We start from the raw sequence: 23,627 nt of genomic DNA on the forward strand, positions 1-23,627 counted from the left end.
GATCACATCTCCCGTGATTAGATCAGAGTAGCAATTTCGCCGGCAGTGGTCACCACATGCGCGGCGCCGGCCGCCCTGAGCGCACCCACCGAAGCATAGCCCCAGGACACACCCACGCCCCGGGCTCCGGCGTTGACCGCCATCTGCATGTCATAGATCGCATCGCCAATCACTGTCGTGCGTTCGGGATCGATTCCGGCAGCCGCACAGCATTCCAGCACCATAGCCGGGTGCGGCTTGGACGGGCAGTCATCAGCCGTGCGGGTGGTGAAGAATGCCTTTGTCAGATCATGATGTGCCAGGATAGCGTCGAGCCCGCGCCGGGATTTTCCGGTGACCACGCCCAGTACGACATCGTCGCGGGCAGCCAGTTCGGCGATGAGAGGCAGCAGGCCGTCATAGGCGGATTCAAAGCCACCACCATTTTGACGGTGGTCCATAAAGTGTTGCTTGTAGCGTGTTGTCATGGCTGTGATTTCCACATCGACAGGCCGGCCGAGCATCTGCGCGATGGCGATATCGAGCGTCAGCCCAATAATCGACTTGGTGTGATCAAGCTCGGGCCGAACCACCCCGAAATCTTCGAATGTGCGCACCATGCAGGTATGGATAATCCCGGCACTGTCGACAATGGTGCCGTCGCAATCAAACAGCACCAGCTTCATTCTTCCGCTTCCCCGGCGGTGGCTTCGTCAAAGCCGAGCAGGTTCCAGCTTTGCACCATGTGCGGCGGCAAGGGGGCTGTCACCGACAGCCGCCCGCCATCGGGGTGCGGCACCGAGATGTGGCGGGCCAGCAGATGCAACCGGTTCTGCATGCCGCTGGGAAACTCCCAGTTCTTGTCGAACTCGAAATATTTGGGATCGCCGATGATCGGGTGACCCAGATGCAGCGCGTGCACCCGAAGCTGATGCGTGCGGCCGGTGTAGGGCTCGAGTTCGAGCCAGGCAAGTCTCTGTGCCGCCTTGTCGATGATGCGGAAATAGGACACCGCATGATCGGCGCCCTGCTCGCCATGCCTGGCGACGCGCATCCGGTCACCATCCTCGGTCTGCTCCTTGATCAGCCAGGTGGAGATCTTGCCTTCCTTGTCGCGCGGCACGCCCTTGACCAGCGCCCAGTAGGTCTTCTTGGTGGTGCGTTCGCGGAAGGCCGCGGTCAGCGCCTGGGCCGCGCCACGGGTGCGGGCAACGACCAGAACTCCAGCCGTGTCGCGATCCAGCCGGTGCACAAGCCGCGGCTTCTCGCCCTTCTTGTTGCGCCAGGCCTCAAGCATCTCGTCGACATTGCGGGTAACGCCGGAGCCGCCCTGCACGGCGAGACCGGCGGGCTTGTTGAACACCAGAACCTTTGCATCCTCATGCAACAGCATCTGGCTCAGCACTTCGTGGTCGTTCTGGCTGCGCATGGTCTTGGCGGTCAACGGCCCGGAGGCCTTCTCGTCGACATCCATCGGCGGAATCCGCACGGTCTGGCCCGGTTGCACCCTGGCGTCGGATTTCACCCTGCCGCCATCCACCCGGATTTGCCCGGATCTGAGCAGCTTTTGCAGCGGCCCGAACCCCAGTCCCGGAAAATGCACCTTGAACCAGCGATCGAGCCGCATGCCGGCTTCGTCCGGTTCCACTTGTTTGAGCTGTACGCCCGCCATATCGATTATCTCTTTGTCCTGGGCTTGAAGGCTGGTCTTAGAGCTGGCGCGCCAGCCAAAGCCCGCCAAACAACGCCAGGATGGAAACTGTTACGCTGGCAATCACATAGGCGGCCGCCGCCGTCAACGCACCGCGTTCGTAAAGCGTCACCGCATCAAGCGAAAAGGCGGAAAATGTGGTAAAACCGCCCAAAAATCCGGTTGCAAGCAACAACCGCAGATCCGCATCGCCCGAGGAGCGCCGCGCCAGCCAGGCAATCAGCAGGCCCATGGCCAGTGAGCCGGCGATATTGACCAGCATCGTGCCCCAGGGAAAGGCGGGGCCCGACAGGCGCAGCATCGCCATGCCCGAGAGATGGCGCGACACGGCGCCAAGACCGCCGCCGAGAAAAACGAGAAGCATTGCATACATGGATGCTGCTTAGCCGAAAAGCACGGCTTGATAAAGCCGTAGCCTCACAGGTGCGCAGGCATTGGGGCGACCGGTGCCCTCACCTTACCCCGTCTCCGCCAGGGCGACATCGTCGGCGAATTCCTGCACGAACGCGTCAAGTGCGGCCCAATCGGTGAATTCGTGATCTCGGCTGGTGTCAACAGGGCCGCCTTCCCTGGCGGCGATCTGGCGCATCAACATGCGCTTGAAGAAATCATACTCCAGAAACTTGAGCGCACCGGCGGCGTGGTGGACCTTGGAGATATGAAATCCGGTCTTCCTTTCCAGCTTTGCCGGATAGGTTTGTGCTTGCGCGCGCTCTTCGGCGCTGTCGCTGCGAATGCCGAGCGAAACCGAGACAAAGGCAGTGGGCACATCAGCAAGAGCGGCTTTCCAGTCGATCAGAAACTGGGCCACCGAGGATGGGTAGCGGCCAATGTGGATCGGCGCGCAAATCAGCACCCCGTCAAACCGTCCCGGGACAGCAAATCCGGGGTCACGGACATCGGCCAGGATCACCCCCTGCCCCGCATTTTCGAGCTTGCCTGCCACGTGCTCGGCAATCTTGCGTGTATGGCCCTCAACCGTGGCATAAAGCACCAGAACAGTCATGGATACGTCCTCCGTGAGTACTGGAAATCAGCATGCACCGCCCGGCCTCATCCGGCGTTGATGCAGATCAAACCCACTGAACGGTTTCAGCGCTCACGCGCTGTGTCGCGCTGCGTTTTGCGCCAGTGCCAAGAGGTCAGCGCCCGGCATTGCTGGCGAGGCCTTGGCGGCGAAGGCTTCCTCCACCAATTGGCAAATCAGCGCGTTGACCGGCGCAGCGCGGCCGTGCGCCTGGGCAAGGGCACACACGGCTCCATTGAGAAACCTTGTCTCGGGCTCCCTGCCCGCCTTGAGATCATCCCAGGACGATGACCTCGCGGTGTCGTCCATCTTCAATTGCTGCCGGGCGACAATCCGGAACAGCCAGGTTGGCAGGCGCAGGATCTTCGGGATCAGCTTGGGATTTGTGCGGGTTGCGCCAACAGCGCGGATCCCGGCCGCGTCGAGCGCTTGCAGCAACTCCTCCATCGCCATGGCCAGAACGGTGCGATATCCCGGATCCTCGAACTGACGCCGCAGCGGCAGGCCGCTGATCACATTGAGACCGTTGTTGAGATTGAGCAGCAGCTTGCCCCATTGCAACGCTTGCAGATCGGGATGAATTTCCAGGCACAGGCTGGAGGTTGCGGCAAGCTCGGCCAGTGCGTCTGAAGCCGGGGAAGCGGCGAGGAGCACCTTGCCCTCCATCGCGCAATGGATCGCATTGGGCGACAACCGAACGACATTGAACGGAACCGTGCCGGCAACAATCTGATGACCGGGCAACAGCGCCGTGAGCATCTCGATATTGCCGACGCCGTTTTGCAGGCTGATGATTGTGGCGCCGGGCTTGAGTGATCGTGCCAATTGCCGCGCGGCGGTCTCTGTGTCCCCGGATTTGGTGCAAAACAGCACCACATCGCAATCGAGCAGACTGTCGGCCCCGCCGGCCAGATAGTGCTGCGGCTTGAGCGCAGCCTTGAAGCCGTCATAGCGTGTCAGCGACAGCCCGCGCTGAAGCGCTTGCAAAGTCCGGCCTCGCGCAGCGAAGACGACCGGTGCACCGGCCTGAGCCAGCATACCGCCGACATAGAGCCCGATCGCGCCGGCCCCCATGATACCGACGGTCGTGCCGCGGGTTCGATTATCCATAAGCGATAGTTCCAGCAGAGATGACCATGCCTAACTGATAGACAAAGCCTGGCAGGCTGGAAAGTCGTTTGCGCTGAGCCAGCTATTTGCGCGAACCTTCGAAATCCTCTTCCGGTGAAACTGCGGTCGACAATCCAATTCCTATCTGAGGACATTGATCGGCTGTGACCGGGCCACTGGTCCACAGCAATCGGCCATGCGGGCGGGCTCAGTTCGGTTGCCGGGCTGGGCACCCTGGCGACCCGTGATCCGCAACGTTGGGACCGGTGGCAACTGTTGTTGGTGGCAGCGCCGCTCTATTGACGCTCACGCACCCTACCCCTTGCCGCCGCGCTCTTTTCTCAGCCTTGACCAGAACTCCAGCCGCTTGCGGATATCGCGCTCGAAGCCGCGCTCGGGCGGGTCGTAGAAGGTCTTGCGGCCCATGGTTTCGGGGAAATAATCCTGGCCGGAAAAGGCATCAGGCTCATCGTGATCGTACCGGTAGCCCTCATTGTAGCCCTCGGCCTTCATCAGCTTGGTCGGTGCATTGAGGATGTGCTTGGGCGGCAGCAGCGATCCCCCTTCCCGGGCAGCCCGCATGGCCGCCTTGTAGGCGGTGTAGACCGAATTGGATTTGGGTGCCGTGGCCAGATAGACGCAAGCCTGGGCCAGCGCCAGCTCTCCCTCGGGCGAGCCCAGGAAATCATAGGCCTCCTTGGCCGCATTGGCGATGACCAGCGCCTGCGGATCAGCCATGGCGATTTCCTCCGACGCCATACGCACCAGCCTGCGGCACAAGAACAGCGGATCCTCGCCAGCATCGAGCATGCGGCAGAGATAGTAGAGTGCTGCATCGGGATCGGAGCCGCGGATGGATTTATGCAGCGCCGAGATCAGATTGTAATGGCCGTCCTGCCCCTTGTCGTAGAGCGGGGCCCGGCGCTGCACCACCTCGACCAGTGCTGCGGTGTCAAACACCTCGTCTTTGCGCGCGGACCGCCAGACTTCTTCGGCAAGGGTGAGAACAGCGCGGCCATCGCCATCGGCCATCCGCACCAGACTTAGCCGCGCACCCGGATCAAGAGGCAGCGGTGTGCCGGTTTCGGTTTCTGCCCGCACCAGCAGGCTCTCGAGGCTGTCCTGATCATGGGGCTTGAAGGTCAGCACCCGGGCGCGCGACAACAGCGCCGCGTTGAGTTCAAAGGACGGGTTTTCGGTGGTCGCACCAACCAGCACGACGGTGCCGTCCTCCATCACCGGCAGAAAGCTGTCCTGCTGGGCCCGGTTGAACCGGTGGATCTCGTCGACAAACAGCAGAGTCTGGCGCCCGCCCATGCGCCGTGCCCGCGCCGCTTCAAAAACCTTCTTGAGATCGGCGACGCCGGAAAAAACCGCCGAAATCTGATCGAATGCCAGATCGGTCTCGCCCGCCAGCAACCGGGCCACCGTGGTCTTGCCGGTTCCCGGAGGTCCCCAAAACACCATCGACCCGAGACTGCCGGAGCCGATCATCCGGGTGATGACACCATCCTTGCCGGTCAGATGCGGCTGTCCGGTCACCTCGGCAAGCCGTGCCGGCCGCAAGCGGTCGGCAAGCGGACGATGTCCGCTCATGGCGGCGTCTGGCGTGGCGAAGAGATCACTCATCTGATCACCTTAGAAACTGGCGGATGCGCTGGCCACCGCGGATGATCTCAAGCCGCCAGAATCCGGCATCCCTCGATACTGCCCGCTCGAGAGTATCGACATTGGCGATTTCGACGCCGTTGATCTGCGAAATGATGTCGCCCGGGCGCACCCCGTAGCGGGCCGCAAGCGAACGGCGCGGCACCTCGATGACAACAACCCCGCGCAGCGACTGGGGCAGCCGCAGCGTGGTGGCCAGGCGCGGCGTGATGTTGGAAACCACCGCACCGGCGAACGGGCTCTTGCCTGCAAGCGTGCGGCGGTCGCGCGGATCGTCGGCCGGCGGCGCCTGCAGCGTGATCGCCACCGTCTTTTGTCCCTTGCGGCTCAGCACATCGAGTTTGGCGGTCGCGCCAACCCCGGTGGTTGCCAGACGATAGCCCAGCGCATCGGGATGCTCGATACGCTGGCCGTTGAATCCCACCACGATGTCGCCCGCCCGCAACCCCGCCTTGCCGGCCGGCCCGCTGGCGGCGACATCGGATACCAGAGCGCCGCTTGCGCGATCCAGCCCGAGTGCTTCGGCAATCTCCGGTGTTACAGTTTCGAAGGTGGCGCCGATGTAGGGCCGCTCGAACACATTGCCACCGGATTCGGCGGTTTCGGCGACCGCGCGAACCAGATTGGCGGGAATGGCAAAGCCGATGCCGTTGGACCCGCCGGAGCGGGTGAAGATCGCCGTGTTGATGCCCATCAACCGGCCACTCATGTCGATCAGCGCACCACCGGAATTGCCCGGATTGATGGCCGCGTCGGTCTGGATGAAAAAACCGAAATCGGAGACACCGACACGATTGCGCGCCAGCGCCGAAACGATGCCGCTGGTCACGGTCTGGCCGACGCCGAACGGATTGCCGATGGCGAGCACGATATCGCCAACCTCGATCGAATCGGTGTCGCCGAATTCAATTGCCGGAAACGGCCCTTCACCCTCGATCTGCAGGATTGCGAGGTCGAAACGCTCGTCCTTGAGCAGAATGCGGCTCTTGAATTCACGCCCGTCGGCAAGGGCTACGCGAATGTCGTCAGCATCCTTGATGACATGATTGTTGGTGACCACGATGCCGCGGCTCTCGATGATCACGCCGGAGCCGAGCGAAGACTGCCGCTCGGTTCGGTTGGGCATGCGCTGGCCGAAGAATTGCTCGAAGAACGGATCTCCGCCAAACGGCGACATGGAGCGTTGAACCAGGCGGTCCGCATAGACATTGACGACGGCCGGCGCGGTTGCCTTCACCAGCGGAGAGAAAGACTGCATCACGTCGGCCTGAGAGCGCGGAACCTCGCGGCGCGGCAACGGAGCGGGATCGGGCGCCGGTGCTGGACTTGCCTGCTCCGGCGCCTCGGTTTTGCCGCCGCCCAGAACATCGCGAAAAATCTTGCCTATCGTGTCGCTGACTGTCTCTTCGGTCTTGGTCTGCGCGGACGCCGGAACAAAAAACGGCGCAGTCAGCATGCTGACCAGCAACACAACAACCGGAAGAGCGCGAAATCGCGAACGATCTGGAATCATGACGGGAATCCTTGGTGATGTGACCAGTATGGCCTGAGTGACGCAGTAAAGTCATCAGGAGTTTGACCGCTTCATGGCAGGGATGAAAAACCTGCCCTTCAGAGGCGCTGGTCGACCGTCTCGGGGGCTATCACCTCCTGGACAGGAAAATGTGGGTGTCCCTGGCCTTCGCCCCGGCAGCGAGTTCAGTATGTCTCAATGTGATCCCCTGCCGGCTGCCGCGGCATGTGGTTGTCGAGGACCTCTTCCCAAGATGGTTGATCGGCATCGGCATGGCGGCAATTGTGCTGCGGGGCCCGCTGGCGCTGACATCTACCAGATGGTCGATCCGTACAGTCGGCCCCTGCCCGGCCCGGTTGCACCCGCTGGCCTCAACGGTCGCGGCAGCCGGTGCGCTGCGCTCCCGCCTGTCGGTGACACGGATTGGCCTTGTACAATGGCTCCAGGCGGGACTGCTCACGCTGCCGCCTGGCTGGCGGCTGTTGCGTCGGCGCCAGGTGCCGAATGGCAAGAAACCGCCATCGATGGCCGCATCAGATTGCCGATATGGCAAAGGCCGGGCGCTTGACGCACCCGGCCCTTGATGTCGTTCGCATTGCCGGTTTGAAGCGCTTACGCGGCTTCTTCTTCGGCGGCGGCTTCGAGAGCCACGCGAGCGCGGTCCTTGGACCCCTTGGCGTCCGGGTCGCGATCGACGAATTCGACAACAGCCATCGGCGCATTGTCGCCGGTACGGTAACCGGCCTTCATGATGCGAATATAGCCGCCATGGCGAGTGGCGTAACGCGTTGCAATGCTGTCGAACAGCTTGCGCACCGCATCGTTGTCGCGGATCTGCGAAATCGCCTGGCGGCGAGCATGCAGATCACCGCGCTTGCCGAGCGTGACGAGCTTTTCGACGATCGGACGAATTTCCTTGGCTTTGGGCAAGGTGGTCACGATCTGCTCATGTTCGATGAGCGAAGCCGCCATGTTGGCGAACATCGCCTTGCGGTGGCTCGAGGTACGGTTCAGCTTGCGACCTGAATTTCCATGGCGCATGGCTAGTCTCCTTCACATGCAGGCGCACACCTGCCGTTTGAATAGTTTGCTCTTCGGACGCAACTCCGGACGGAAAACCGGAAACCGTTTTTCCAGGAATTGCGAGTTAATACTGGTCTTCGTAACGCTTGGCGAGGTCTTCGATGTTTTCCGGCGGCCAGGATGGAACTTCCATACCCAGATGCAGGCCCATGGAAGCCAGGACTTCCTTGATCTCGTTGAGCGATTTGCGGCCGAAATTCGGAGTCCGGAGCATTTCGGCTTCGGTCTTTTGAATCAGGTCGCCGATATAGACGATGTTGTCGTTCTTCAGGCAGTTGGCCGAACGGACCGAAAGCTCCAGCTCGTCGACCTTCTTGAGAAGCGACGGGTTGAATGCGAGTTCGGCGACGGTTTCCTCCTGGACTTCCTTCTGCGGCTCATCGAAGTTGACGAACACACCGAGCTGGTCCTGAAGAATACGGGCTGCATAGGCCACGGCATCCTCGCCGCTCACCGACCCATCGGTTTCGATGCTCAGCGTCAACTTGTCGTAATCAAGAACCTGACCTTCACGGGTGTTTTCCACCTTGTAGGAGCACTTCTTGACCGGCGAATACAGGCTGTCGACCGGAATCAGACCGATCGGTGCATCTTCTGCCCGGTTGCGATCCGCCGGCACATAGCCCTTGCCGTTGTTGACGGTGAATTCCATGCGGATTTCAGCGCCTTCATCGAGGGTGCACAGAACGTGGTCCGGATTGAGGATCTCGATATCGCCGACTGTCTGGATGTCTCCAGCCTTGACGACGCCCGGACCCTGCTTGCGGACAACCATGCGCTTGGCTTCGTCGCCTTCCATGCGGATGGCGATTTCCTTGATGTTCAAGATGATGTCGGTGACATCTTCCCGAACGCCGGGAATCGAAGAAAACTCGTGCAAAACGCCGTCGATCTGAACCGCAGTGACGGCAGCGCCGCGCAGCGAGGACAGAAGAACACGGCGCAGGGCATTGCCCAGGGTCAGACCAAAACCGCGCTCAAGCGGTTCGGCAACCACGGAGGCCTTCGTGCGATCAGTGGTATTGAACTCAACCTTGCTCGGCTTGATCAATTCCTGCCAGTTTTTCTGAATCATGTGTGTTGCCTTCCTGTTGCCGCACTATCCAATCGTGCGACCAAGTGAGAAGAGAATCAGACGGGCGCAGGCAAGCCTGACCCGTCCAGATCTGATATGGCTTAGACGCGGCGCTTCTTGCGCGGGCGGCAGCCATTGTGCGGGATCGGCGTCACATCACGGATCGAGGTGATGGTGATGCCGGCAGCCTGCAGGGCGCGAAGCGCCGATTCACGGCCCGAGCCGGGACCGCAGACCTCGACTTCCAGCGTCTTCATGCCATGTTCCTGGGCCTTCTTGGCCGCATCTTCAGCAGCCATCTGGGCGGCAAACGGCGTCGACTTACGCGACCCCTTGAAGCCCTTGGCACCGGCTGACGACCAGGAAATTGCATTTCCCTGTGCATCGGTGATGGTGATCATCGTGTTGTTGAAGCTGGAATTGACGTGGGCTACGCCTGACGAGATATTCTTGCGTTCACGCCGTTTAATACGGGTGGCTTCCTTGGCCATAATTTTTCCTTTCGAGATATCATCACCGCCGTAACGCCAGCGGCTCCACCGGAATTCACCCGCCTGAACGATCCAGCCTCCAGGCGGCGATCGAGACAATCGCCGCCATCAGGCTGTCGCCACCTGGCAGGTGGATCCCAATTACTTCTTCTTGCCAGCAATCGCCTTTGCCGGACCCTTGCGGGTGCGGGCATTGGTATGGGTGCGCTGACCACGTACCGGCAGGCCGCGACGATGGCGCAGACCGCGGTAGCAACCAAGGTCCATAAGACGCTTGATGTTCATCGAGTTTTCGCGGCGCAGATCGCCTTCAACCTGGTAGTCACGGTCGATGGTTTCGCGGATCTGCAGAACTTCCGCATCGGAAAGCTGATTGACGCGGCGCTCCAGCGGAATGCCTACCTTTTCAACGATCTCGGAAGCGAACTTGCGTCCGATGCCGTGAATGTAGGTCAATGCGATCACAACGCGCTTGTTTGTCGGAATATTTACGCCTGCTATGCGGGCCATTTGCTTCTCCATGTGGGCCGGTCGTGCCGGCGGGTTATCGTTGACCCGCGTCCGGTGGAGGCCGGCCCTTGCGGGGTAGTCCATTGCAAACCGGATGAGAGGTATCTCCACCCCACCGGCTTGCGCCTTCCTGCACTCAACACACTAAAAGCGACCAGTGCCGTGTCCTCAAGCCTTCGAGGAAACGCGCCGGTCGCTTGCAAATTGCGAGGTGCGCAGGTCTTAACGGACTCGGAGGCCCTTCGTCAAGCTTTCCGTGTCCAAATGCTGCATTCAAAGTGCCTTGAAGACCGGCACCCCTCACAGGCACCGGCCCTGCCTTGCTCCGCGCCGATCAGAGCGAAGCCAGAACGGCATCAATCTCTTCGCTCACCGCATCGATTGCCAACATGCCGTCGACGGAGCGCAGAATACCCTTGGCATAATAGTAGCCGGTCAATGGCGCGGTCTTCTTGTAATACTCGCGCAACCGTTCTTCGAACACCTCGGCATTGTCATCCTTGCGCACCGGCTGACCCGCCGCAGCGGCCTCCTCGGCACGCTTGATGATTCTGCCGACCAGCGCCTTGTCGTCAACCAGAAGCTCGATCACGCAATCGAGCTTCTTGCCTTTGCTCGCCAACATGGATTCAACGGCATCGGCCTGCACCAGTGTCCTGGGGTATCCATCCAGGATGAAACCGTGGGCACAATCAGGCTGATCGATCCGCTCGGAGACAATGGCATTGACGATGTCATCGGACACCAGCTCGCCTGCATCCATCACCGACTTGGCACGCTTGCCGACTTCGGTGCCGGCTGACACCGCAGCCCGCAGCATATCACCAGTCGACAATTGCGGTATTCGGTATTTCTCGACCAGACGCTGCGCCTGGGTTCCTTTGCCCGCGCCTGGCGGTCCCAAAAGAATTAATTTCATCGCCCCTTCTTGCCTCCCCGAAGTTTGGACTTCTTGATCAACCCTTCATATTGCTGGGCAATCAGATGTCCCTGAATCTGCGCTACCGTATCGAGCGTCACCGAGACGACGATCAGCAGTGACGTACCACCCAGATAGAACGGAACGCCAGTCTGCGCGATTAGAAATTCGGGTAAGAGACAAACGAAAATCAGGTACATGGCGCCAATCACGGTGATTCGCGTCAACACGAAGTCGATATATTCCGCAGTCCGCTCACCAGGGCGGATGCCCGGGATGAAGCCGCCATGCCGCTTGAGATTGTCGGCCGTGTCCTTCGGATTGAACACGATGGCTGTGTAGAAAAACGCAAAGAAACCAATCATCAAGGCATACAGCACCATATAGGCGGGCTGACCATGGCCAAGGGAGGCCAACAGCGTTGTTGCCCAACCTGGCATATTGCCGGTGGCGGCAAAGCCGGCCACCGTAGCCGGCAGCAAAAGCAAGGACGACGCAAAGATCGGCGGAATGACGCCCGATGTATTCAGCTTGAGTGGCAGATGCGAGGTATCGCCCTGAAACATGCGCGAACCGACCTGGCGCTTCGGATACTGGATCAGCAATTGCCGTTGCGCCCGCTCGATGAAGACGATGAAGGCAATGACCGCAATGGCAACCACGATCACGGCGATGATCAGACCCGTCGACAAGGCGCCAGTCCGGCCCAACTCGAGCGTGCCTGCGACCGCTGTCGGAAGCGCGGCAACAATGCCGGAGAAAATGATCAGCGAAATGCCATTGCCGATGCCGCGTGCCGTGATCTGCTCGCCGAGCCACATCAGGAACATCGTGCCGCCGACGAGGGTGATCACCGTAGCGATTCGGAAGAACCAGCCCGGATCGGTGACGATGCCATTGCCGGATTCGAGACCGACCGCGATCCCGTAGGCCTGCACGGTGCCGAGCAGAACGGTGCCGTAACGGGTGTACTGGTTGATGACCTTGCGGCCCTGCTCGCCCTCTTTCTTGAGCTGCTCAAGCGTCGGGACGACGGACGTCATCAACTGAATGATAATCGAAGACGAAATATAGGGCATGATGCCGAGCGCGAAAATCGCCATACGCTCGACCGCGCCGCCTGAAAACATGTTGAACAGGCCGAGAATGCCGCCAGATTGTCCCTGGAAGGCCTGCGCAAAAGCTTCGGGATTGATGCCTGGAAGCGGAATGTAGGTTCCCAACCGGTACACCAGCAGTGCGCCAAGAGTAAACCAGATCCGCTTTTTCAGATCTTCCGCCTTGGCGAAAGCCCCGAAATTCAAATTGGAAGCGAGCTGTTCGGCTGCAGATGCCATTGCGTTCTCCGCGCGGCCCTTCCGGCGCCTGATGAACCCGATCATCTCCGGAGGGGCTGAGTTGGTTTCACCGGGCGATGCGGCCTCTCCGGAGTTACCCGTTCCCGACGCCTGCCCCAGACGTCGCGTTGTGCCGCGGCGACCGATCCCATATGGGACGAAAACCGTCCGATGTGAAGCACCGGACGGTCAAATTTTTGCTATTCCTTGGCGGCTGCCTCGGAAGCCACAGGCGCAGGTGCGAGCAGCTTGATCTTGCCGCCAGCCTTTTCCACCTTTTCGATCGCAGCAGCCGAAGCGCCTGCAACTTCGAGGTTGAACTTGGCCGTGACCTCACCATCAGCGAGGACGCGAACGCCATCCTTGACGCGGCGGATCACGCCGGCAGCCTTGAGAGCTGCCGCATCGATCATGCTCTTGCCGTCAAGCTTGCCCGCATCGATCGCCATCTGAATGCGACCAACCGATACCACGTTGAAATCGGTCGAGAAGATGTTGGTGAAGCCGCGCTTGGGGAGACGCCGGTAGATTGGCATCTGGCCGCCTTCAAAGCCCTTGATGGAAACACCACTGCGGGATTTCTGGCCCTTGACGCCACGGCCACCGGTCTTGCCCATGCCAGAGCCGATGCCACGTCCGACGCGCTTGCGGTTCTTGGTGGCACCTTGGTTGTCGGCGATATCATTGAGTTTCATGACAGTTCACTCCCACTCACTTCTCGTCGACAACGCGAACGAGGTGGCTGACCGAACGGATCATGCCACGAACGGACGGTGTGTCCTCGAGGGTCCGGCGGCGGTGCATCTTGTTAAGGCCCAGGCCGATCAGCGTTTGACGCTGAACGTTCGGGCGGCGAATCGGGCTGCCGATCTGTTCGACGGTGACCGTCTTGCCCTTTTTTGTGTCAGCCATGATCTTGGCTCCTTAATACGATAAAGGCGGAGGCCCGTTTACTCTTCGGCGCCGGCGGAAACTCCGCGGCGTTCCTGGAGCGTGGAATACTTCATGCCGCGCTGAGAAGCGATGTCCTTGGGATGAACCTGGTGCTTCAGTGCGTCAAAAGTAGCGCGGATCATGTTGTAGGGGTTTGAAGTCCCGGTCGACTTGGCCACCACATCCTGCATGCCCAGCGTTTCGAAAACCGCACGCATGGGGCCACCGGCGATGATGCCGGTACCAGCCTTGGCAGAGCGCAACAGCACCTTGCCCGCGCCGTGACGGCCATGCACATCATGGTGCAGTGTACGGCCGGACCGCAGCGGAACGAAAATCAGATCGCGCTTGGCCGCTTCAGTCGCCTTGCGGATTGCTTCGGGCACTTCGCGCGCCTTGCCATGTCCAAAGCCAACGCGGCCCTTCTGATCTCCAACAACCACCAGGGCTGCAAAACCGAAGCGGCGTCCGCCCTTGACGACCTTGGCAACGCGGTTGATGTGTACGAGCTTGTCAACGAATTCGCTATCGCGCTCATCGTCTCTACCGCGGTTGTCGCGGCGACCTTCCTTGGCCATTGTCCTGTTCCTTATTCTTTTCCGGAATCAATCGGCTGGTTAGAATTAGAAGCTCAGACCGCCTTCGCGGGCTGCTTCTGCGAGTGCCTTGATGCGTCCATGATAGATGAATGCACCCCGGTCAAAGACCACTTCCTTGACACCGGCTTTGCTTGCACGTTCGGCAATCAACTTGCCAACCGCTGCTGCGGCGGAGACATCTGCGCCCGTCTTGAGATCGCCACGAAGGCCGGTATCAAGCGTTGATGCGGATGCAAGTGTCTTGCCTGCCGCATCGTCGATGACTTGCACATAAATGTTCTTCGACGAGCGATGAACCGACAGGCGCGGGCGGCCATTGGCCACCGCTTTGATCTGACGGCGGACACGGTCGGCCCGACGCGTAAGGGATTGTTTCCTGCTAGCCATTTCGCGTCTTCCTTACTTCTTCTTGCCTTCTTTGCGGACAATCCGCTCTTCAGCATATTTAACGCCCTTGCCCTTGTAGGGTTCAGGTTTGCGATAGCCGCGGATCACGGCAGCCACCTGGCCAAGCACCTGCTTGTCGATGCCGGTAATGACAATTTCCGTCGGCTTCGGGCATGCAATGCTGACACCCTTGGGCGGCTGGTAAACGACATCATGGCTAAAGCCAAGAGACAGCTGCAGGTTCTGGCCCTGCATGGCCGCGCGATAACCGACGCCGTTGATCTCGAGCTTGCGCTCGTAGCCATCCTTCACCCCGGTCAGGATGTTGGAAACCATGGTGCGCGACATGCCCCACTTTGAGCGGGCGTCTTTGGAGCTATCGACAGGCGCGACAACAACTGCGTTGTCTTCGAGCTTAACTGTCACTTCGTCGCTTGCAAGAAACGACAATTCACCCTTGGGACCCTTGACGACCACTTTCTGGCCATCAATGGTCGCGGTGACACCGGCGGGGACCGGGACGGGCATTTTACCGATACGAGACATTGTTCAACCTGTCTGTTCGAGTTGGAGGGCCTGCGGGATCAGAAGATCGAGCAGAGAACCTCACCACCAACATTGTGCTCACGCGCAACGTGGTCGGCGACAACACCCTTCGGAGTCGAAAGGATCATGATGCCGAGACCGTTGGCGACCTGCGGAATGGACTTTACGGAGACGTACACACGACGGCCTGGCTTGGAAACGCGCGCTATCTCGCGGATCACCGGTGCGCCTTCATGGTACTTGAGCTCGATGTTCAACTCAGCCTTGCCGTTGTCGAACGCGACTTCAGTGTATCCGCGGATATAGCCTTCGGCTTCCAGAACGTCGAGCACGCGGGCGCGCAGCTTCGAAGCGGGAGTCGACACCGATGACTTGCGGCGAGCGACGCCGTTGCGAATGCGGGTGAGCATATCACCCAATGGATCAGACATTGCCATACTGCGCGCTCCTTACCAGCTCGACTTGACAAGGCCGGGCACCTTGGCCATCGACCCGAGTTCACGCAAAGCAATACGCGACATGTTCAGCTTGCGGTAGAATGCGCGCGGACGGCCGGTAACTTCGCAACGATTGCGAACGCGAATCTTGGCCCCGTTGCGCGGCATTTCTGCCAACCTCAGGGTTGCCCGGAAGCGTTCCTCGATAGGAAGCTCCTTGTTTTGCGTGATCGCCTTGAGCTCGGCGCGCTTGGATGCGTCGCGTGCGACCAGCTTGCGGCGGCGCTTGTTCTTTTCGATTGCGCTGATTTTCGCCATGATCAGATATCCTTTTTACGAATGCCGTTACGATTACTGGCGGAATGGGAAGTTGAACTCTTTCAAGAGAGCGCGTGCTTCGTCATCCGTTGGTGCCGTCGTACAAACGATGATGTCCATGCCCCAGATCTGATCAACCTTATCGTAGTTGACCTCCGGAAACACGATGTGCTCCTTGAGGCCCATGGCAAAGTTGCCACGGCCGTCAAAGCTCTTCGGGTTCAGGCCGCGAAAGTCACGAACGCGCGGAAGCGCGATGGTGATCAGGCGATCCATGAATTCAAACATGCGGGCGCCGCGCAAAGTCACCTTCGCACCGATCGGCATGTCTTCACGCAGCTTGAAACCGGCAATCGACGTGCGGGCGCGCGTAATCACGGGCTTCTGGCCGGCAATCGCGGCCAGGTCGGCAGCTGCAGTCGCAGGCTTCTTGGAGTCGGCAGTCGCCTCGCCAATACCCATGTTGATGACGATCTTGTCCATGCGCGGAATCTGCATTTCGTTCGCGTAAGCAAACTGCTCCTGCATGGCCTTGCGGATGCGCTCGACATAATCTTTCTTGAGCCGTGGCTCGTACTTATCAGCCATCGATGACCACTCCCGAACGCTTAGCGACGCGCACCTTCTTGTCACCCTCGATGCGGAAGCCGACACGGGTCGGCTTGCCATCCTTCGGATCGGCAATCGCGAGGTTGGAAAGGTGAAGCGAAGCTTCCTTGTTGATAATGCCGGCTTCCTGGGTCTGGGTCTGGCGCTGGTGGCGCTTGACCATATTGAGACCACGGACAACCGCACGGTCTTGCTTCGGCATCACAGCCAGGACTTCGCCGGAACGGCCTTTGTCCTTGCCGGCCAGAACGACGACCTTGTCGCCTTTGCGGATCTTTTGCATCGGTTCGTTCCTTACAGCACTTCAGGAGCCAGAGAGATAATCTTCATGTGGCTCTTGGCGCGCAATTCGCGCGGAACCGGTCCGAAGATACGGGTGCCGATCGGCTCTTTCTTGTTGTCGATCAGGACAGCTGCATTCCGGTCGAACCGGATCACGCTGCCATCGGCGCGACGAACGTCCTTGGCCGTGCGGACCACAACCGCCTTCATCACATCACCCTTCTTGACGCGACCGCGCGGAATGGCTTCCTTGATCGAAACGACGATGATGTCGCCGATGGAAGCATATTTCCGCTTGGAACCGCCCAGAACCTTGATGCACATGACACGACGAGCGCCGGAATTATCCGCGACGTCGAGATTTGTCTGCATCTGAATCATATCAGGCCGCCTTCTTGTTGTTACCGACACGGTTGGACCAGAAGGCCCCCTTTGCCAGCTTATGAATCAATTCTCTTGCGCGGGAAGGATATTGCCAAGGTGGTTTCCCTAAGGGACCTTCCGTGCGCGGAAAGCAGAAGAACGCCCTTTACCGGGGCGTTCTGCGCCAATGGCCTGCTTCTTACAGGATTCTCGGCAAGGTGCAATAGCCCCTGCCGCAAAACCTACTCAATTAAGCCTGGACAGTCTCGATGACAGTCCAGCGCTTGTCCTTGGAGATGGGCGCGCATTCCTGGATGGAAACCGAATCGCCAACCTTGTGCTGATTGGTTTCGTCGTGCGCCTTGTAATTCTTGCTGCGACGAACAATCTTCCGCATGACCGGATGCGCGAAACGGCGTTCCACCCGGACAACCACGGTCTTCTCGTTCTTGTCACTGACAACAGTGCCCTGCAGGATGCGTTTTGGCATATTATTCGGTCCTTAGGCCTTGATTTCCGCCGCCTTCTGGCGGGCGATAGTCTTGATGCGAGCGATATCGCGGCGTACTTGAAGAACGCGCGATGTCTTTTCAAGCTGGCCGGTGGCGGCTTGGAAACGCAGGTTGAACTGCTCTTTCTTCAGCTTGGCAAGCTCATCATTGAGTTGGTCGACGCTCAAGGCGCGAACATCTGCGGCTTTCATGATCCGTATCCTTACTCTGCGATGCGCTGCACGAAGCGGGTCTTGACCGAAAGCTTGGCTGCGCCGAGACGCAGGGCTTCACGGGCGAGCTCTTCGCTAACGCCGTCAATTTCGAACATGATCCGGCCGGGCTTAACCTTCGCAGCCCAGTAATCTACCGAGCCCTTACCCTTACCCATGCGGACTTCCGTCGGCTTGGATGTGACAGGAACATCTGGAAAGATGCGGATCCACACACGACCAGCACGCTTCATGTGACGTGTGATGGCCCGGCGGGCAGCTTCGATCTGACGCGCGTTGACGCGATCAGGCTCTTGTGCCTTCAAGCCGTAGGAACCGAAATTCAAGTCCGAGCCGCCCTTGGCGACACCCTTGATGCGGCCCTTGAACTGCTTGCGGTACTTTGTACGCTTTGGCTGCAACATTGTCTAATTCTCCGAATTGTCTGCCTGGCGCAATAATCAGGCGTTTTCGCGCCGGCGATTGCCGCCCGATGCGTCACCTTCAGTCGCTCGACGTTCAGACGCCATGGGATCGTGCTCAAGAATTTCGCCCTTGAAGATCCAGACCTTGACGCCGCAAATCCCGTAAGCGGTCTTTGCTTCGGCAGTGCCGTAATCGATGTCGGCGCGCAGCGTATGAAGCGGCACCCGGCCCTCACGGTACCATTCGGTCCGTGCGATTTCAGCGCCGCCGAGACGGCCGCCACAGGTGATCTTGATGCCTTCGGCGCCAAGACGCATGGCCGACTGAACCGAACGCTTCATGGCGCGGCGAAACGCGATACGGCGTTCCAGCTGCTGGGCGATCGACTGGGCAACCAGCACTGCGTCGACTTCCGGCTTGCGCACTTCAACAATGTTGAGGTGCGTTTCCGACTGGGTCATTTCCGACAGCTTGCGGCGCAGCTTTTCGATGTCTGCACCCTTCTTGCCGATGATGAGACCAGGACGCGCAGCGTGGATGGTCACGCGGCACTTCTTGTGCGGACGCTCGATGACGACCTTGGAAATACCTGCCTGCTTGAGTTCGGCCAGCAGGTACTTGCGGATCTTGAGGTCTTCGTGAAGCAGCTTGCCATATTCGGCATTGTCGGCGAACCAACGGCTGTCCCAGGTACGGTTAATGCCGAGGCGGAAACCGATTGGATTGATTTTCTGACCCATTACGCGGCCTCCTCTTTGGCTTCCATCTCACGCACAACGATGGTCAGGTGCGCAAATGGCTTCTCGATGCGCGAAGAGCGACCGCGACCGCGGGCATGAAAGCGCTTCATGACGATGGATTTGCCAACGAACGCCTCGGCAACAACCAGCGAATCGACATCGAGATCGTGATTGTTTTCCGCGTTTGCGATAGCCGATTCAAGTGTCTTCTTGACGGTCACAGCGATACGCTTGCGCGAAAACTCAAGTTCGGCCAGGGCCTTATCAACCTTTTTGCCGCGGATGAGCGCTGCAACCAGGTTGAGCTTCTGCGGGCTGACACGAATTGTGCGGGCAACAGCCTGCGCTTCGTTGGTCTTGAGCCGGCGTTCGGTTTTTGCCTTGCCCATGATTACTTCCTCTTCGCTTTCTTGTCGGCGCCGTGGCCATAATAGGTCCGCGTCGGGGAGTATTCGCCAAGCTTCTGACCGACCATGTCCTCGGACACATTGACCGGAATATGCTTGCTTCCGTTGTAGACGCCGAAGGTCAGGCCGACAAATTGTGGCATGATGGTGGAGCGGCGGCTCCAGGTTTTGATCACTTCATTGCGGCCGCCTTCGCGAACCTTCTCAGCTTTCTTGAGAAGATAGCCGTCAACAAACGGACCTTTCCATACTGAACGAGCCATTGGAGACTTCCTCTCTTATTTCTTACGCTGATGGCGTGAGCGCATGATGAACTTGTCGGTCGACTTGTTCGAGCGCGTGCGCTTGCCCTTGGTCGGCTTGCCCCAGGGGCTGACCGGATGGCGGCCACCCGAGGTGCGGCCTTCGCCGCCGCCGTGCGGGTGATCGACCGGGTTCATCGCAACGCCGCGGACATGCGGACGCTTGCCTCTCCAGCGTGTCCGACCGGCCTTGCCGTCGTTGATGTTGCCGTGATCGGGATTGGAGACAGCCCCGACGGTTGCAAGACAGGCGCCCTGAACCAGACGCTGCTCACCCGAGTTGAGGCGCAGGATCGCCATGCCCTGGTCGCGACCGACCAGCTGAGCATAGCCGCCAGCCGAGCGTGCCACCTGGCCGCCCTTGGCAGGCTTCATCTCGATGTTGTGAATGATCGTGCCGACCGGCATGAACTGAAGCGGCATGCAATTGCCGGGCTTCACATCCACTGCCTTGTCCGAGGAAATCACCTTGTCACCGGCCGTCACACGCTGCGGCGCGATGATGTAGGACTTCTCGCCATCAGCATAGGTGATCAGTGCGATAAATGCGCTCCGGTTCGGATCGTATTCAAGACGCTCGATGGTGGCTTCGACGTCGAACTTGCGACGCTTGAAATCAACCAAACGATAGGTGCGCTTGTGACCGCCGCCGATCGACTGGGCTGTAATCCGGCCGGCGTTGTTGCGGCCACCCTTGTTGTGGAGACCCTGGGTCAAAGACTTGACCGGCTTTCCGCGATGAAGACCCGAACGATCAACGATGACCAGCTGACGCTGGCTCGGGGTCGTCGGATTGTAACTTTTCAGTGCCATTTTCCTGTTCCCTTTTGGGGGCTTGTTCCCGCGCGACCCTTACAGACCGGTGGAGACGTCGATCGACTGACCTTCGGCGAGCGTCACATACGCTTTTTTAACATCTGTCTGCCGACCGGCGATGCCGCGGAAGCGCTTGGTCTTACCCTTGCGCAGCAGTGTGTTGACTGCCGTAACCTTGACACCGAACAACGCTTCAACCGCAGCCTTGATTTCAGGCTTGGAAGCATGGCGGGCGACATTGAAGACAACCTGATTCTGCTCAGACACCATGGTCGACTTTTCGGTAATCGCCGGAGAGACGATTACATCATAATGGCGAAGATCCGTCATTTGAAGCGCTCCTCCAGAGCAGCAACCGCGTCCTTGGACAAGACAAGCTTGCCACGGCGCAGGATGTCATAGACGTTGATACCCTCGACCGACAGGACATCCACATTCGGAATGTTCTTGGCCGCAAGGCGGAAATTGTTGTCCAGCTCGGAGCCGCCGATGAACAGGGCATTCGTCAGCCCCAGCTTTGCCAGCGAACCGGTCAACGATTTGGTCTTGGCTTCGTTCGCCGTCAGATTGTCGATGACAATGATGTCGGAAGCCAGGGCCTTGGCCGAAAGCGCATGACGCAAACCGAGCGCACGAACCTTCTTGTTGAGGTCGTGGGAATGGTTGCGAACAACCGGACCATGAGCCCGGCCACCACCGCGGAACGGCGGCGCGCTTGCAGCGTGGTGACGAGCACGGCCTGTGCCCTTCTGTTTGTACATCTTGGCGCCGGTGAGCGAGACTTCAGATCGGCCGAGGGTCTTGTGACCGCCCTGCTGTCTCTTGGCAAGCTGCCAGCGCACGACGCGCTGGATCAGATCCTGGCGCGGGTCGAGACCGAAGATCGCATCGGAAAGTGAAATCTTTCCTGCGGCCTTGCCCTCGAGTGTGGTGACGGTGAGATCCATTATTCGGCTCCCTCATTCGATACGGTGGCTGCTGCGCGAAGCGCTGCAGGGAGAGGCGCATCAGCCGGGATACCGGACTTGACGGCGTCACGAACGACAATCCAGGTGCCCTTGGAACCCGGGACCGCGCCCTTGATAAGGATCAGGCCGCGATCGACATCGGTCGAGACAATTTCGAGATTCTGCGTGGTCACGCGGGTCTGACCCATGTGGCCGGCCATCTTCTTGCCCTTCCAGACCTTGCCCGGATCCTGGTTGGAACCGGTAGAGCCGTGCGAGCGGTGCGAGACCGAAACGCCGTGGGAAGCGTGCAGACCGCCAAACCCGTGACGCTTCATGGCGCCGGCAAAGCCCTTACCCTGGGTGATGCCGGAAACATCGACCAACTGACCGGCAATGAAATGCTCAGCCGTGATCTCGGAACCGATATCGATCAGGTTGTCCGCGCTTACACGAAACTCGACCAGCTTGGCCTTGGGTTCGACATTGGCAATGGCGAAGTTGCCGCGCATGGCCTTCGACGTATTTTTCACCTTGGCAACGCCAGCGCCGAGCTGAACAGCAGTGTAGCCGTTCTTCTCTTCTGTCCGCTGGGCCACAACCTGGCAGTTTTCCATCCGCAGGACGGTTACGGGGACATGCTCGCCGGCGTCATTGTAGACCCGCGTCATTCCCAACTTTTGTGCAATCACACCTGAACGCATCGGTTCATTCCTCTTGAGATGAGCCTGTCGGGGCGGAACCCCTTCATGCCTCGTTCCCTGCATTTAAGGCTTTGGGCCTTAAAGCTTGATTTCCACATCAACACCCGCGGCGAGATCCAGCTTCATAAGCGCATCTACCGTCTGGGGAGTCGGATCAACAATATCGAGCAGACGCTTGTGAGTGCGCATTTCGAACTGTTCGCGGCTCTTCTTGTCGATGTGCGGCGACCTGTTGACCGTAAATTTTTCGATCCGTGTCGGCAGCGGCACCGGGCCACGTACGCTTGCGCCGGTCCGTTTCGCCGTCGACACGATTTCACGCGTGGAGGCATCAAGGATCCGGTGGTCAAACGCCTTGAGGCGGATGCGGATGTTCTGGCCGTTCATTCGACTTGTCCTTGCTTGTGTGAGAACCGCATGGTCCGGAACCTCCGGACCATGCGCCCTAACCCAGTTTGTTATTCAATGATCGTTGCGACGATGCCGGCGCCGACGGTACGACCGCCTTCACGGATGGCGAAGCGCAGCTTTTCTTCCATCGCGATCGGCACGATGAGCGACACTTCCGCCGAAATGTTGTCGCCAGGCATGACCATCTCCGTGCCTTCCGGCAGCGTCACAATGCCCGTCACGTCGGTGGTGCGGAAATAGAACTGCGGACGGTAGTTGGTGAAGAACGGCGTGTGACGGCCACCCTCTTCCTTGGTCAGAATATAGGCTTCCGCCGTGAACTTGGTGTGCGGCTTGACCGAACCCGGCTTGCACAGGATCTGGCCACGCTCGACGTCTTCACGGCCAACGCCGCGCAGCAGCGCGCCGATGTTGTCGCCGGCCTGGCCCTGATCGAGCAGCTTGCGGAACATTTCAACGCCGGTGCACACCGTCTTCTGGGTGTCACGGATGCCGACAATCTCGATTTCCTCGCCAACCTTGACAATGCCGCGCTCAACCCGGCCGGTGACAACCGTGCCGCGGCCCGAGATCGAGAACACGTCCTCGATCGGCATCAGGAACGGCTGGTCGATCGGACGCTCTGGCGTCGGAATGTAATCGTCAACTGCAGCCATCAGCGCGCGGATCGCGTCCTCGCCCATGGCCTTGTCGCCATCGTTGAGCGCAACAAGCGCCGAGCCCTTGGTGATCGGAATGTCGTCGCCTGGGAAATCATAGGACGACAGCAGTTCGCGCACTTCCATCTCGACCAGCTCGAGCAGCTCTTCATCGTCAACCTGGTCGATCTTGTTCAAAAACACCACCAGCGAGGGAACGCCAACCTGGCGCGCCAGCAGAATGTGCTCGCGGGTCTGCGGCATCGGGCCGTCGGCCGCCGAGACAACCAGGATCGCGCCGTCCATCTGTGCAGCGCCGGTGATCATGTTCTTGACATAGTCGGCGTGGCCCGGACAGTCGACGTGGGCATAGTGGCGGTTCTCGGTCTCATACTCGACATGGGTGGTCGAAATGGTGATGCCGCGCGACTTCTCTTCCGGCGCCGCATCAATCTGGTCATAGGCCTTGAAATCACCAAAATACTTGGTGATCGCAGCCGTCAGCGATGTCTTGCCGTGGTCAACGTGACCAATCGTGCCGATGTTAACGTGCGGCTTATTGCGCTCGAACTTACCCTTTGCCATCTTCGGCTCTCCATTCTCATTCAGCCCGTCACGGGCAAATTACAGTTTTGG

The 23,627-nt window shown here is 59.6% G+C and carries 36 protein-coding genes; 1 reads left to right on the plus strand and 35 read right to left on the minus strand.

Translation table 11 applies throughout. The features are described 5' to 3' along the window. Window positions 1-17 precede the first annotated feature (17 nt). From PZ897_RS02290 to PZ897_RS02320, 7 genes are all read right to left on the minus strand, one after another. The gene (locus PZ897_RS02290; RefSeq protein WP_275749457.1) at window positions 18-665 is read right to left on the minus strand and encodes an HAD-IA family hydrolase; all 648 of its coding nucleotides are present in this window, start codon (window positions 663-665) and stop codon (window positions 18-20) included. Next, window positions 662-1,651: an RluA family pseudouridine synthase gene (locus PZ897_RS02295; protein ID WP_275749458.1), complete on the minus strand. Its 990-nt coding sequence runs from the start codon at window positions 1,649-1,651 to the stop codon at window positions 662-664. The genes PZ897_RS02290 and PZ897_RS02295 overlap by 4 nt, the downstream gene beginning before the upstream one ends. Before the next feature lie 37 nt (window positions 1,652-1,688). Continuing rightward, complete coding sequence (gene crcB, locus PZ897_RS02300) at window positions 1,689-2,063, minus strand: fluoride efflux transporter CrcB (RefSeq protein ID WP_275749459.1); 375 nt, start codon at window positions 2,061-2,063, stop codon at window positions 1,689-1,691. An 84-nt stretch (window positions 2,064-2,147) separates the two neighbouring features. Continuing rightward, entirely contained in the window at window positions 2,148-2,696 is a 549-nt protein-coding gene (locus PZ897_RS02305) for a flavodoxin domain-containing protein (protein ID WP_275749460.1), read from the minus strand. A 93-nt stretch (window positions 2,697-2,789) separates the two neighbouring features. Beyond that, the gene (locus PZ897_RS02310) at window positions 2,790-3,827 is read right to left on the minus strand and encodes a 2-dehydropantoate 2-reductase (RefSeq protein ID WP_275749461.1); all 1,038 of its coding nucleotides are present in this window, start codon (window positions 3,825-3,827) and stop codon (window positions 2,790-2,792) included. Between the two features lie 315 nt (window positions 3,828-4,142). Then, window positions 4,143-5,456: a replication-associated recombination protein A gene (locus PZ897_RS02315; RefSeq protein WP_275749462.1), complete on the minus strand. Its 1,314-nt coding sequence runs from the start codon at window positions 5,454-5,456 to the stop codon at window positions 4,143-4,145. Window positions 5,457-5,460: 4 nt separating this feature from the next. Continuing rightward, window positions 5,461-6,753 (minus strand): DegQ family serine endoprotease, encoded by a 1,293-nt coding sequence (locus tag PZ897_RS02320; protein WP_275750122.1) that lies wholly within the window; start codon window positions 6,751-6,753, stop codon window positions 5,461-5,463. A gap of 404 nt (window positions 6,754-7,157) precedes the next feature. On the opposite strand from PZ897_RS02320, the gene PZ897_RS02325 reads away from it, so the two are divergent. Then, on the plus strand, window positions 7,158-7,592 hold the full coding sequence (locus PZ897_RS02325; RefSeq protein ID WP_275749463.1) for a hypothetical protein: 435 nt from the start codon (window positions 7,158-7,160) through the stop codon (window positions 7,590-7,592). Window positions 7,593-7,620: 28 nt separating this feature from the next. On the opposite strand, the gene rplQ is transcribed toward PZ897_RS02325, so the two are convergent. The 28 genes from rplQ to tuf form a co-directional block, all read right to left on the minus strand. Next, window positions 7,621-8,049, minus strand: coding sequence for a 50S ribosomal protein L17 (gene rplQ, locus PZ897_RS02330; protein ID WP_275749464.1), 429 nt, complete (start codon window positions 8,047-8,049; stop codon window positions 7,621-7,623). Window positions 8,050-8,155: 106 nt separating this feature from the next. After that, the gene (locus PZ897_RS02335; RefSeq protein ID WP_275749465.1) at window positions 8,156-9,166 is read right to left on the minus strand and encodes a DNA-directed RNA polymerase subunit alpha; all 1,011 of its coding nucleotides are present in this window, start codon (window positions 9,164-9,166) and stop codon (window positions 8,156-8,158) included. A 101-nt stretch (window positions 9,167-9,267) separates the two neighbouring features. Continuing rightward, window positions 9,268-9,657 (minus strand): 30S ribosomal protein S11, encoded by a 390-nt coding sequence (rpsK, locus tag PZ897_RS02340; RefSeq protein WP_275749467.1) that lies wholly within the window; start codon window positions 9,655-9,657, stop codon window positions 9,268-9,270. Between the two features lie 141 nt (window positions 9,658-9,798). Continuing rightward, entirely contained in the window at window positions 9,799-10,167 is a 369-nt protein-coding gene (rpsM, locus tag PZ897_RS02345) for a 30S ribosomal protein S13 (protein ID WP_275749468.1), read from the minus strand. Between the two features lie 334 nt (window positions 10,168-10,501). Then, window positions 10,502-11,086, minus strand: coding sequence for an adenylate kinase (locus tag PZ897_RS02350; protein ID WP_275749469.1), 585 nt, complete (start codon window positions 11,084-11,086; stop codon window positions 10,502-10,504). Further along, a complete protein-coding gene (gene secY, locus PZ897_RS02355) occupies window positions 11,083-12,423 on the minus strand; it encodes a preprotein translocase subunit SecY (RefSeq protein WP_275749470.1) in 1,341 nt (446 codons plus the stop codon). The genes PZ897_RS02350 and secY overlap by 4 nt, the downstream gene beginning before the upstream one ends. A 200-nt stretch (window positions 12,424-12,623) precedes the next feature. Further along, entirely contained in the window at window positions 12,624-13,118 is a 495-nt protein-coding gene (gene rplO / locus PZ897_RS02360) for a 50S ribosomal protein L15 (RefSeq protein ID WP_275749472.1), read from the minus strand. Between the two features lie 16 nt (window positions 13,119-13,134). Further along, window positions 13,135-13,335: a 50S ribosomal protein L30 gene (rpmD, locus tag PZ897_RS02365; RefSeq protein WP_275749474.1), complete on the minus strand. Its 201-nt coding sequence runs from the start codon at window positions 13,333-13,335 to the stop codon at window positions 13,135-13,137. Window positions 13,336-13,373: 38 nt separating this feature from the next. Beyond that, on the minus strand, window positions 13,374-13,934 hold the full coding sequence (gene rpsE / locus PZ897_RS02370) for a 30S ribosomal protein S5 (RefSeq protein ID WP_275749475.1): 561 nt from the start codon (window positions 13,932-13,934) through the stop codon (window positions 13,374-13,376). Between the two features lie 45 nt (window positions 13,935-13,979). Then, on the minus strand, window positions 13,980-14,342 hold the full coding sequence (gene rplR / locus PZ897_RS02375) for a 50S ribosomal protein L18 (protein WP_275749476.1): 363 nt from the start codon (window positions 14,340-14,342) through the stop codon (window positions 13,980-13,982). Between the two features lie 12 nt (window positions 14,343-14,354). Beyond that, entirely contained in the window at window positions 14,355-14,888 is a 534-nt protein-coding gene (rplF, locus tag PZ897_RS02380; protein WP_275749477.1) for a 50S ribosomal protein L6, read from the minus strand. A 38-nt stretch (window positions 14,889-14,926) separates the two neighbouring features. Further along, window positions 14,927-15,325, minus strand: coding sequence for a 30S ribosomal protein S8 (rpsH, locus tag PZ897_RS02385; RefSeq protein ID WP_275749479.1), 399 nt, complete (start codon window positions 15,323-15,325; stop codon window positions 14,927-14,929). A 12-nt stretch (window positions 15,326-15,337) separates the two neighbouring features. Continuing rightward, the gene (gene rpsN / locus PZ897_RS02390; RefSeq protein ID WP_275749480.1) at window positions 15,338-15,643 is read right to left on the minus strand and encodes a 30S ribosomal protein S14; all 306 of its coding nucleotides are present in this window, start codon (window positions 15,641-15,643) and stop codon (window positions 15,338-15,340) included. Between the two features lie 33 nt (window positions 15,644-15,676). Further along, complete coding sequence (gene rplE, locus PZ897_RS02395) at window positions 15,677-16,231, minus strand: 50S ribosomal protein L5 (protein WP_275749481.1); 555 nt, start codon at window positions 16,229-16,231, stop codon at window positions 15,677-15,679. Beyond that, entirely contained in the window at window positions 16,224-16,535 is a 312-nt protein-coding gene (gene rplX, locus PZ897_RS02400; RefSeq protein ID WP_275749482.1) for a 50S ribosomal protein L24, read from the minus strand. The genes rplE and rplX overlap by 8 nt, the downstream gene beginning before the upstream one ends. Window positions 16,536-16,546: 11 nt before the next feature. Continuing rightward, window positions 16,547-16,915, minus strand: coding sequence for a 50S ribosomal protein L14 (gene rplN / locus PZ897_RS02405; RefSeq protein WP_275749483.1), 369 nt, complete (start codon window positions 16,913-16,915; stop codon window positions 16,547-16,549). 232 nt (window positions 16,916-17,147) lie between these two features. Beyond that, window positions 17,148-17,387 carry a 30S ribosomal protein S17 gene (rpsQ, locus tag PZ897_RS02410; RefSeq protein ID WP_275749485.1) on the minus strand — a complete coding sequence of 80 codons (240 nt, stop codon included), beginning with the start codon at window positions 17,385-17,387 and terminating at the stop codon, window positions 17,148-17,150. Window positions 17,388-17,399: 12 nt separating this feature from the next. Beyond that, window positions 17,400-17,600, minus strand: a complete 201-nt coding sequence (gene rpmC / locus PZ897_RS02415) for a 50S ribosomal protein L29 (protein ID WP_275749487.1) — start codon at window positions 17,598-17,600, stop codon at window positions 17,400-17,402. 11 nt (window positions 17,601-17,611) lie between these two features. Then, window positions 17,612-18,025: a 50S ribosomal protein L16 gene (rplP, locus tag PZ897_RS02420; RefSeq protein ID WP_097109094.1), complete on the minus strand. Its 414-nt coding sequence runs from the start codon at window positions 18,023-18,025 to the stop codon at window positions 17,612-17,614. A 36-nt stretch (window positions 18,026-18,061) separates the two neighbouring features. Further along, window positions 18,062-18,766 (minus strand): 30S ribosomal protein S3, encoded by a 705-nt coding sequence (gene rpsC / locus PZ897_RS02425; protein WP_275749490.1) that lies wholly within the window; start codon window positions 18,764-18,766, stop codon window positions 18,062-18,064. Continuing rightward, on the minus strand, window positions 18,766-19,155 hold the full coding sequence (gene rplV / locus PZ897_RS02430) for a 50S ribosomal protein L22 (protein WP_275749492.1): 390 nt from the start codon (window positions 19,153-19,155) through the stop codon (window positions 18,766-18,768). Before rplV ends, rpsC begins: the two co-directional genes overlap by 1 nt. A gap of 2 nt (window positions 19,156-19,157) precedes the next feature. Beyond that, window positions 19,158-19,436: a 30S ribosomal protein S19 gene (gene rpsS, locus PZ897_RS02435; RefSeq protein ID WP_045648402.1), complete on the minus strand. Its 279-nt coding sequence runs from the start codon at window positions 19,434-19,436 to the stop codon at window positions 19,158-19,160. A 15-nt stretch (window positions 19,437-19,451) separates the two neighbouring features. Next, window positions 19,452-20,288, minus strand: coding sequence for a 50S ribosomal protein L2 (rplB, locus tag PZ897_RS02440; RefSeq protein ID WP_275749495.1), 837 nt, complete (start codon window positions 20,286-20,288; stop codon window positions 19,452-19,454). A gap of 39 nt (window positions 20,289-20,327) precedes the next feature. After that, window positions 20,328-20,621 carry a 50S ribosomal protein L23 gene (locus tag PZ897_RS02445; RefSeq protein ID WP_275749497.1) on the minus strand — a complete coding sequence of 98 codons (294 nt, stop codon included), beginning with the start codon at window positions 20,619-20,621 and terminating at the stop codon, window positions 20,328-20,330. Beyond that, entirely contained in the window at window positions 20,618-21,238 is a 621-nt protein-coding gene (gene rplD / locus PZ897_RS02450) for a 50S ribosomal protein L4 (RefSeq protein WP_275749499.1), read from the minus strand. The genes PZ897_RS02445 and rplD overlap by 4 nt, the downstream gene beginning before the upstream one ends. Beyond that, window positions 21,238-21,942 carry a 50S ribosomal protein L3 gene (gene rplC / locus PZ897_RS02455; RefSeq protein ID WP_275749501.1) on the minus strand — a complete coding sequence of 235 codons (705 nt, stop codon included), beginning with the start codon at window positions 21,940-21,942 and terminating at the stop codon, window positions 21,238-21,240. The genes rplD and rplC overlap by 1 nt, the downstream gene beginning before the upstream one ends. 78 nt (window positions 21,943-22,020) lie before the next feature. Beyond that, window positions 22,021-22,329 carry a 30S ribosomal protein S10 gene (gene rpsJ, locus PZ897_RS02460; protein ID WP_003547547.1) on the minus strand — a complete coding sequence of 103 codons (309 nt, stop codon included), beginning with the start codon at window positions 22,327-22,329 and terminating at the stop codon, window positions 22,021-22,023. Window positions 22,330-22,400: 71 nt separating this feature from the next. Continuing rightward, window positions 22,401-23,576: an elongation factor Tu gene (tuf, locus tag PZ897_RS02465; RefSeq protein WP_275749696.1), complete on the minus strand. Its 1,176-nt coding sequence runs from the start codon at window positions 23,574-23,576 to the stop codon at window positions 22,401-22,403. Window positions 23,577-23,627: the final 51 nt, after the last annotated feature.

The sequence above is a fragment of the Hoeflea sp. YIM 152468 genome (assembly GCF_029210485.1).
In the GTDB taxonomy this organism is placed as follows: domain Bacteria; phylum Pseudomonadota; class Alphaproteobacteria; order Rhizobiales; family Rhizobiaceae; genus Hoeflea.

What these genes read in the sequence shown, in the direction of transcription:
- rpsQ (WP_275749485.1), bottom strand. Translation starts at nt 17,387, where the DNA reads ATGCCAAAACGCATCCTGCAGGGCACTGTTGTCAGTGACAAGAACGAG.
- secY (WP_275749470.1), bottom strand. Translation starts at nt 12,423, where the DNA reads ATGGCATCTGCAGCCGAACAGCTCGCTTCCAATTTGAATTTCGGGGCT.
- rpmC (WP_275749487.1), bottom strand. Translation starts at nt 17,600, where the DNA reads ATGAAAGCCGCAGATGTTCGCGCCTTGAGCGTCGACCAACTCAATGAT.
- rpsS (WP_045648402.1), bottom strand. Translation starts at nt 19,436, where the DNA reads ATGGCTCGTTCAGTATGGAAAGGTCCGTTTGTTGACGGCTATCTTCTC.
- rplO (WP_275749472.1), bottom strand. Translation starts at nt 13,118, where the DNA reads ATGAAACTCAATGATATCGCCGACAACCAAGGTGCCACCAAGAACCGC.
- PZ897_RS02445 (WP_275749497.1), bottom strand. Translation starts at nt 20,621, where the DNA reads ATGACGGATCTTCGCCATTATGATGTAATCGTCTCTCCGGCGATTACC.
- rpmD (WP_275749474.1), bottom strand. Translation starts at nt 13,335, where the DNA reads ATGGCTGACACAAAAAAGGGCAAGACGGTCACCGTCGAACAGATCGGC.
- rpsN (WP_275749480.1), bottom strand. Translation starts at nt 15,643, where the DNA reads ATGGCGAAAATCAGCGCAATCGAAAAGAACAAGCGCCGCCGCAAGCTG.
- PZ897_RS02310 (WP_275749461.1), bottom strand. Translation starts at nt 3,827, where the DNA reads ATGGATAATCGAACCCGCGGCACGACCGTCGGTATCATGGGGGCCGGC.
- rplB (WP_275749495.1), bottom strand. Translation starts at nt 20,288, where the DNA reads ATGGCACTGAAAAGTTACAATCCGACGACCCCGAGCCAGCGTCAGCTG.
- tuf (WP_275749696.1), bottom strand. Translation starts at nt 23,576, where the DNA reads ATGGCAAAGGGTAAGTTCGAGCGCAATAAGCCGCACGTTAACATCGGC.
- rpsK (WP_275749467.1), bottom strand. Translation starts at nt 9,657, where the DNA reads ATGGCCAAGGAAGCCACCCGTATTAAACGGCGTGAACGCAAGAATATC.
- rplD (WP_275749499.1), bottom strand. Translation starts at nt 21,238, where the DNA reads ATGGATCTCACCGTCACCACACTCGAGGGCAAGGCCGCAGGAAAGATT.
- rplE (WP_275749481.1), bottom strand. Translation starts at nt 16,231, where the DNA reads ATGGCTGATAAGTACGAGCCACGGCTCAAGAAAGATTATGTCGAGCGC.
- rplF (WP_275749477.1), bottom strand. Translation starts at nt 14,888, where the DNA reads ATGTCTCGTATCGGTAAAATGCCCGTCCCGGTCCCCGCCGGTGTCACC.
- rplN (WP_275749483.1), bottom strand. Translation starts at nt 16,915, where the DNA reads ATGATTCAGATGCAGACAAATCTCGACGTCGCGGATAATTCCGGCGCT.
- crcB (WP_275749459.1), bottom strand. Translation starts at nt 2,063, where the DNA reads ATGTATGCAATGCTTCTCGTTTTTCTCGGCGGCGGTCTTGGCGCCGTG.
- rplQ (WP_275749464.1), bottom strand. Translation starts at nt 8,049, where the DNA reads ATGCGCCATGGAAATTCAGGTCGCAAGCTGAACCGTACCTCGAGCCAC.
- rpsM (WP_275749468.1), bottom strand. Translation starts at nt 10,167, where the DNA reads ATGGCCCGCATAGCAGGCGTAAATATTCCGACAAACAAGCGCGTTGTG.
- rplX (WP_275749482.1), bottom strand. Translation starts at nt 16,535, where the DNA reads ATGCAAAAGATCCGCAAAGGCGACAAGGTCGTCGTTCTGGCCGGCAAG.
- rplP (WP_097109094.1), bottom strand. Translation starts at nt 18,025, where the DNA reads ATGTTGCAGCCAAAGCGTACAAAGTACCGCAAGCAGTTCAAGGGCCGC.
- rpsC (WP_275749490.1), bottom strand. Translation starts at nt 18,766, where the DNA reads ATGGGTCAGAAAATCAATCCAATCGGTTTCCGCCTCGGCATTAACCGT.
- rplV (WP_275749492.1), bottom strand. Translation starts at nt 19,155, where the DNA reads ATGGGCAAGGCAAAAACCGAACGCCGGCTCAAGACCAACGAAGCGCAG.
- PZ897_RS02350 (WP_275749469.1), bottom strand. Translation starts at nt 11,086, where the DNA reads ATGAAATTAATTCTTTTGGGACCGCCAGGCGCGGGCAAAGGAACCCAG.
- rpsJ (WP_003547547.1), bottom strand. Translation starts at nt 22,329, where the DNA reads ATGAACGGCCAGAACATCCGCATCCGCCTCAAGGCGTTTGACCACCGG.
- PZ897_RS02315 (WP_275749462.1), bottom strand. Translation starts at nt 5,456, where the DNA reads ATGAGTGATCTCTTCGCCACGCCAGACGCCGCCATGAGCGGACATCGT.
- PZ897_RS02295 (WP_275749458.1), bottom strand. Translation starts at nt 1,651, where the DNA reads ATGGCGGGCGTACAGCTCAAACAAGTGGAACCGGACGAAGCCGGCATG.
- PZ897_RS02305 (WP_275749460.1), bottom strand. Translation starts at nt 2,696, where the DNA reads ATGACTGTTCTGGTGCTTTATGCCACGGTTGAGGGCCATACACGCAAG.
- PZ897_RS02335 (WP_275749465.1), bottom strand. Translation starts at nt 9,166, where the DNA reads ATGATTCAGAAAAACTGGCAGGAATTGATCAAGCCGAGCAAGGTTGAG.
- PZ897_RS02320 (WP_275750122.1), bottom strand. Translation starts at nt 6,753, where the DNA reads ATGCAGTCTTTCTCTCCGCTGGTGAAGGCAACCGCGCCGGCCGTCGTC.
- rpsH (WP_275749479.1), bottom strand. Translation starts at nt 15,325, where the DNA reads ATGGCAATGTCTGATCCATTGGGTGATATGCTCACCCGCATTCGCAAC.
- PZ897_RS02290 (WP_275749457.1), bottom strand. Translation starts at nt 665, where the DNA reads ATGAAGCTGGTGCTGTTTGATTGCGACGGCACCATTGTCGACAGTGCC.
- PZ897_RS02325 (WP_275749463.1), top strand. Translation starts at nt 7,158, where the DNA reads ATGTGGGTGTCCCTGGCCTTCGCCCCGGCAGCGAGTTCAGTATGTCTC.
- rpsE (WP_275749475.1), bottom strand. Translation starts at nt 13,934, where the DNA reads ATGGCCAAGGAAGGTCGCCGCGACAACCGCGGTAGAGACGATGAGCGC.
- rplC (WP_275749501.1), bottom strand. Translation starts at nt 21,942, where the DNA reads ATGCGTTCAGGTGTGATTGCACAAAAGTTGGGAATGACGCGGGTCTAC.
- rplR (WP_275749476.1), bottom strand. Translation starts at nt 14,342, where the DNA reads ATGGCTAGCAGGAAACAATCCCTTACGCGTCGGGCCGACCGTGTCCGC.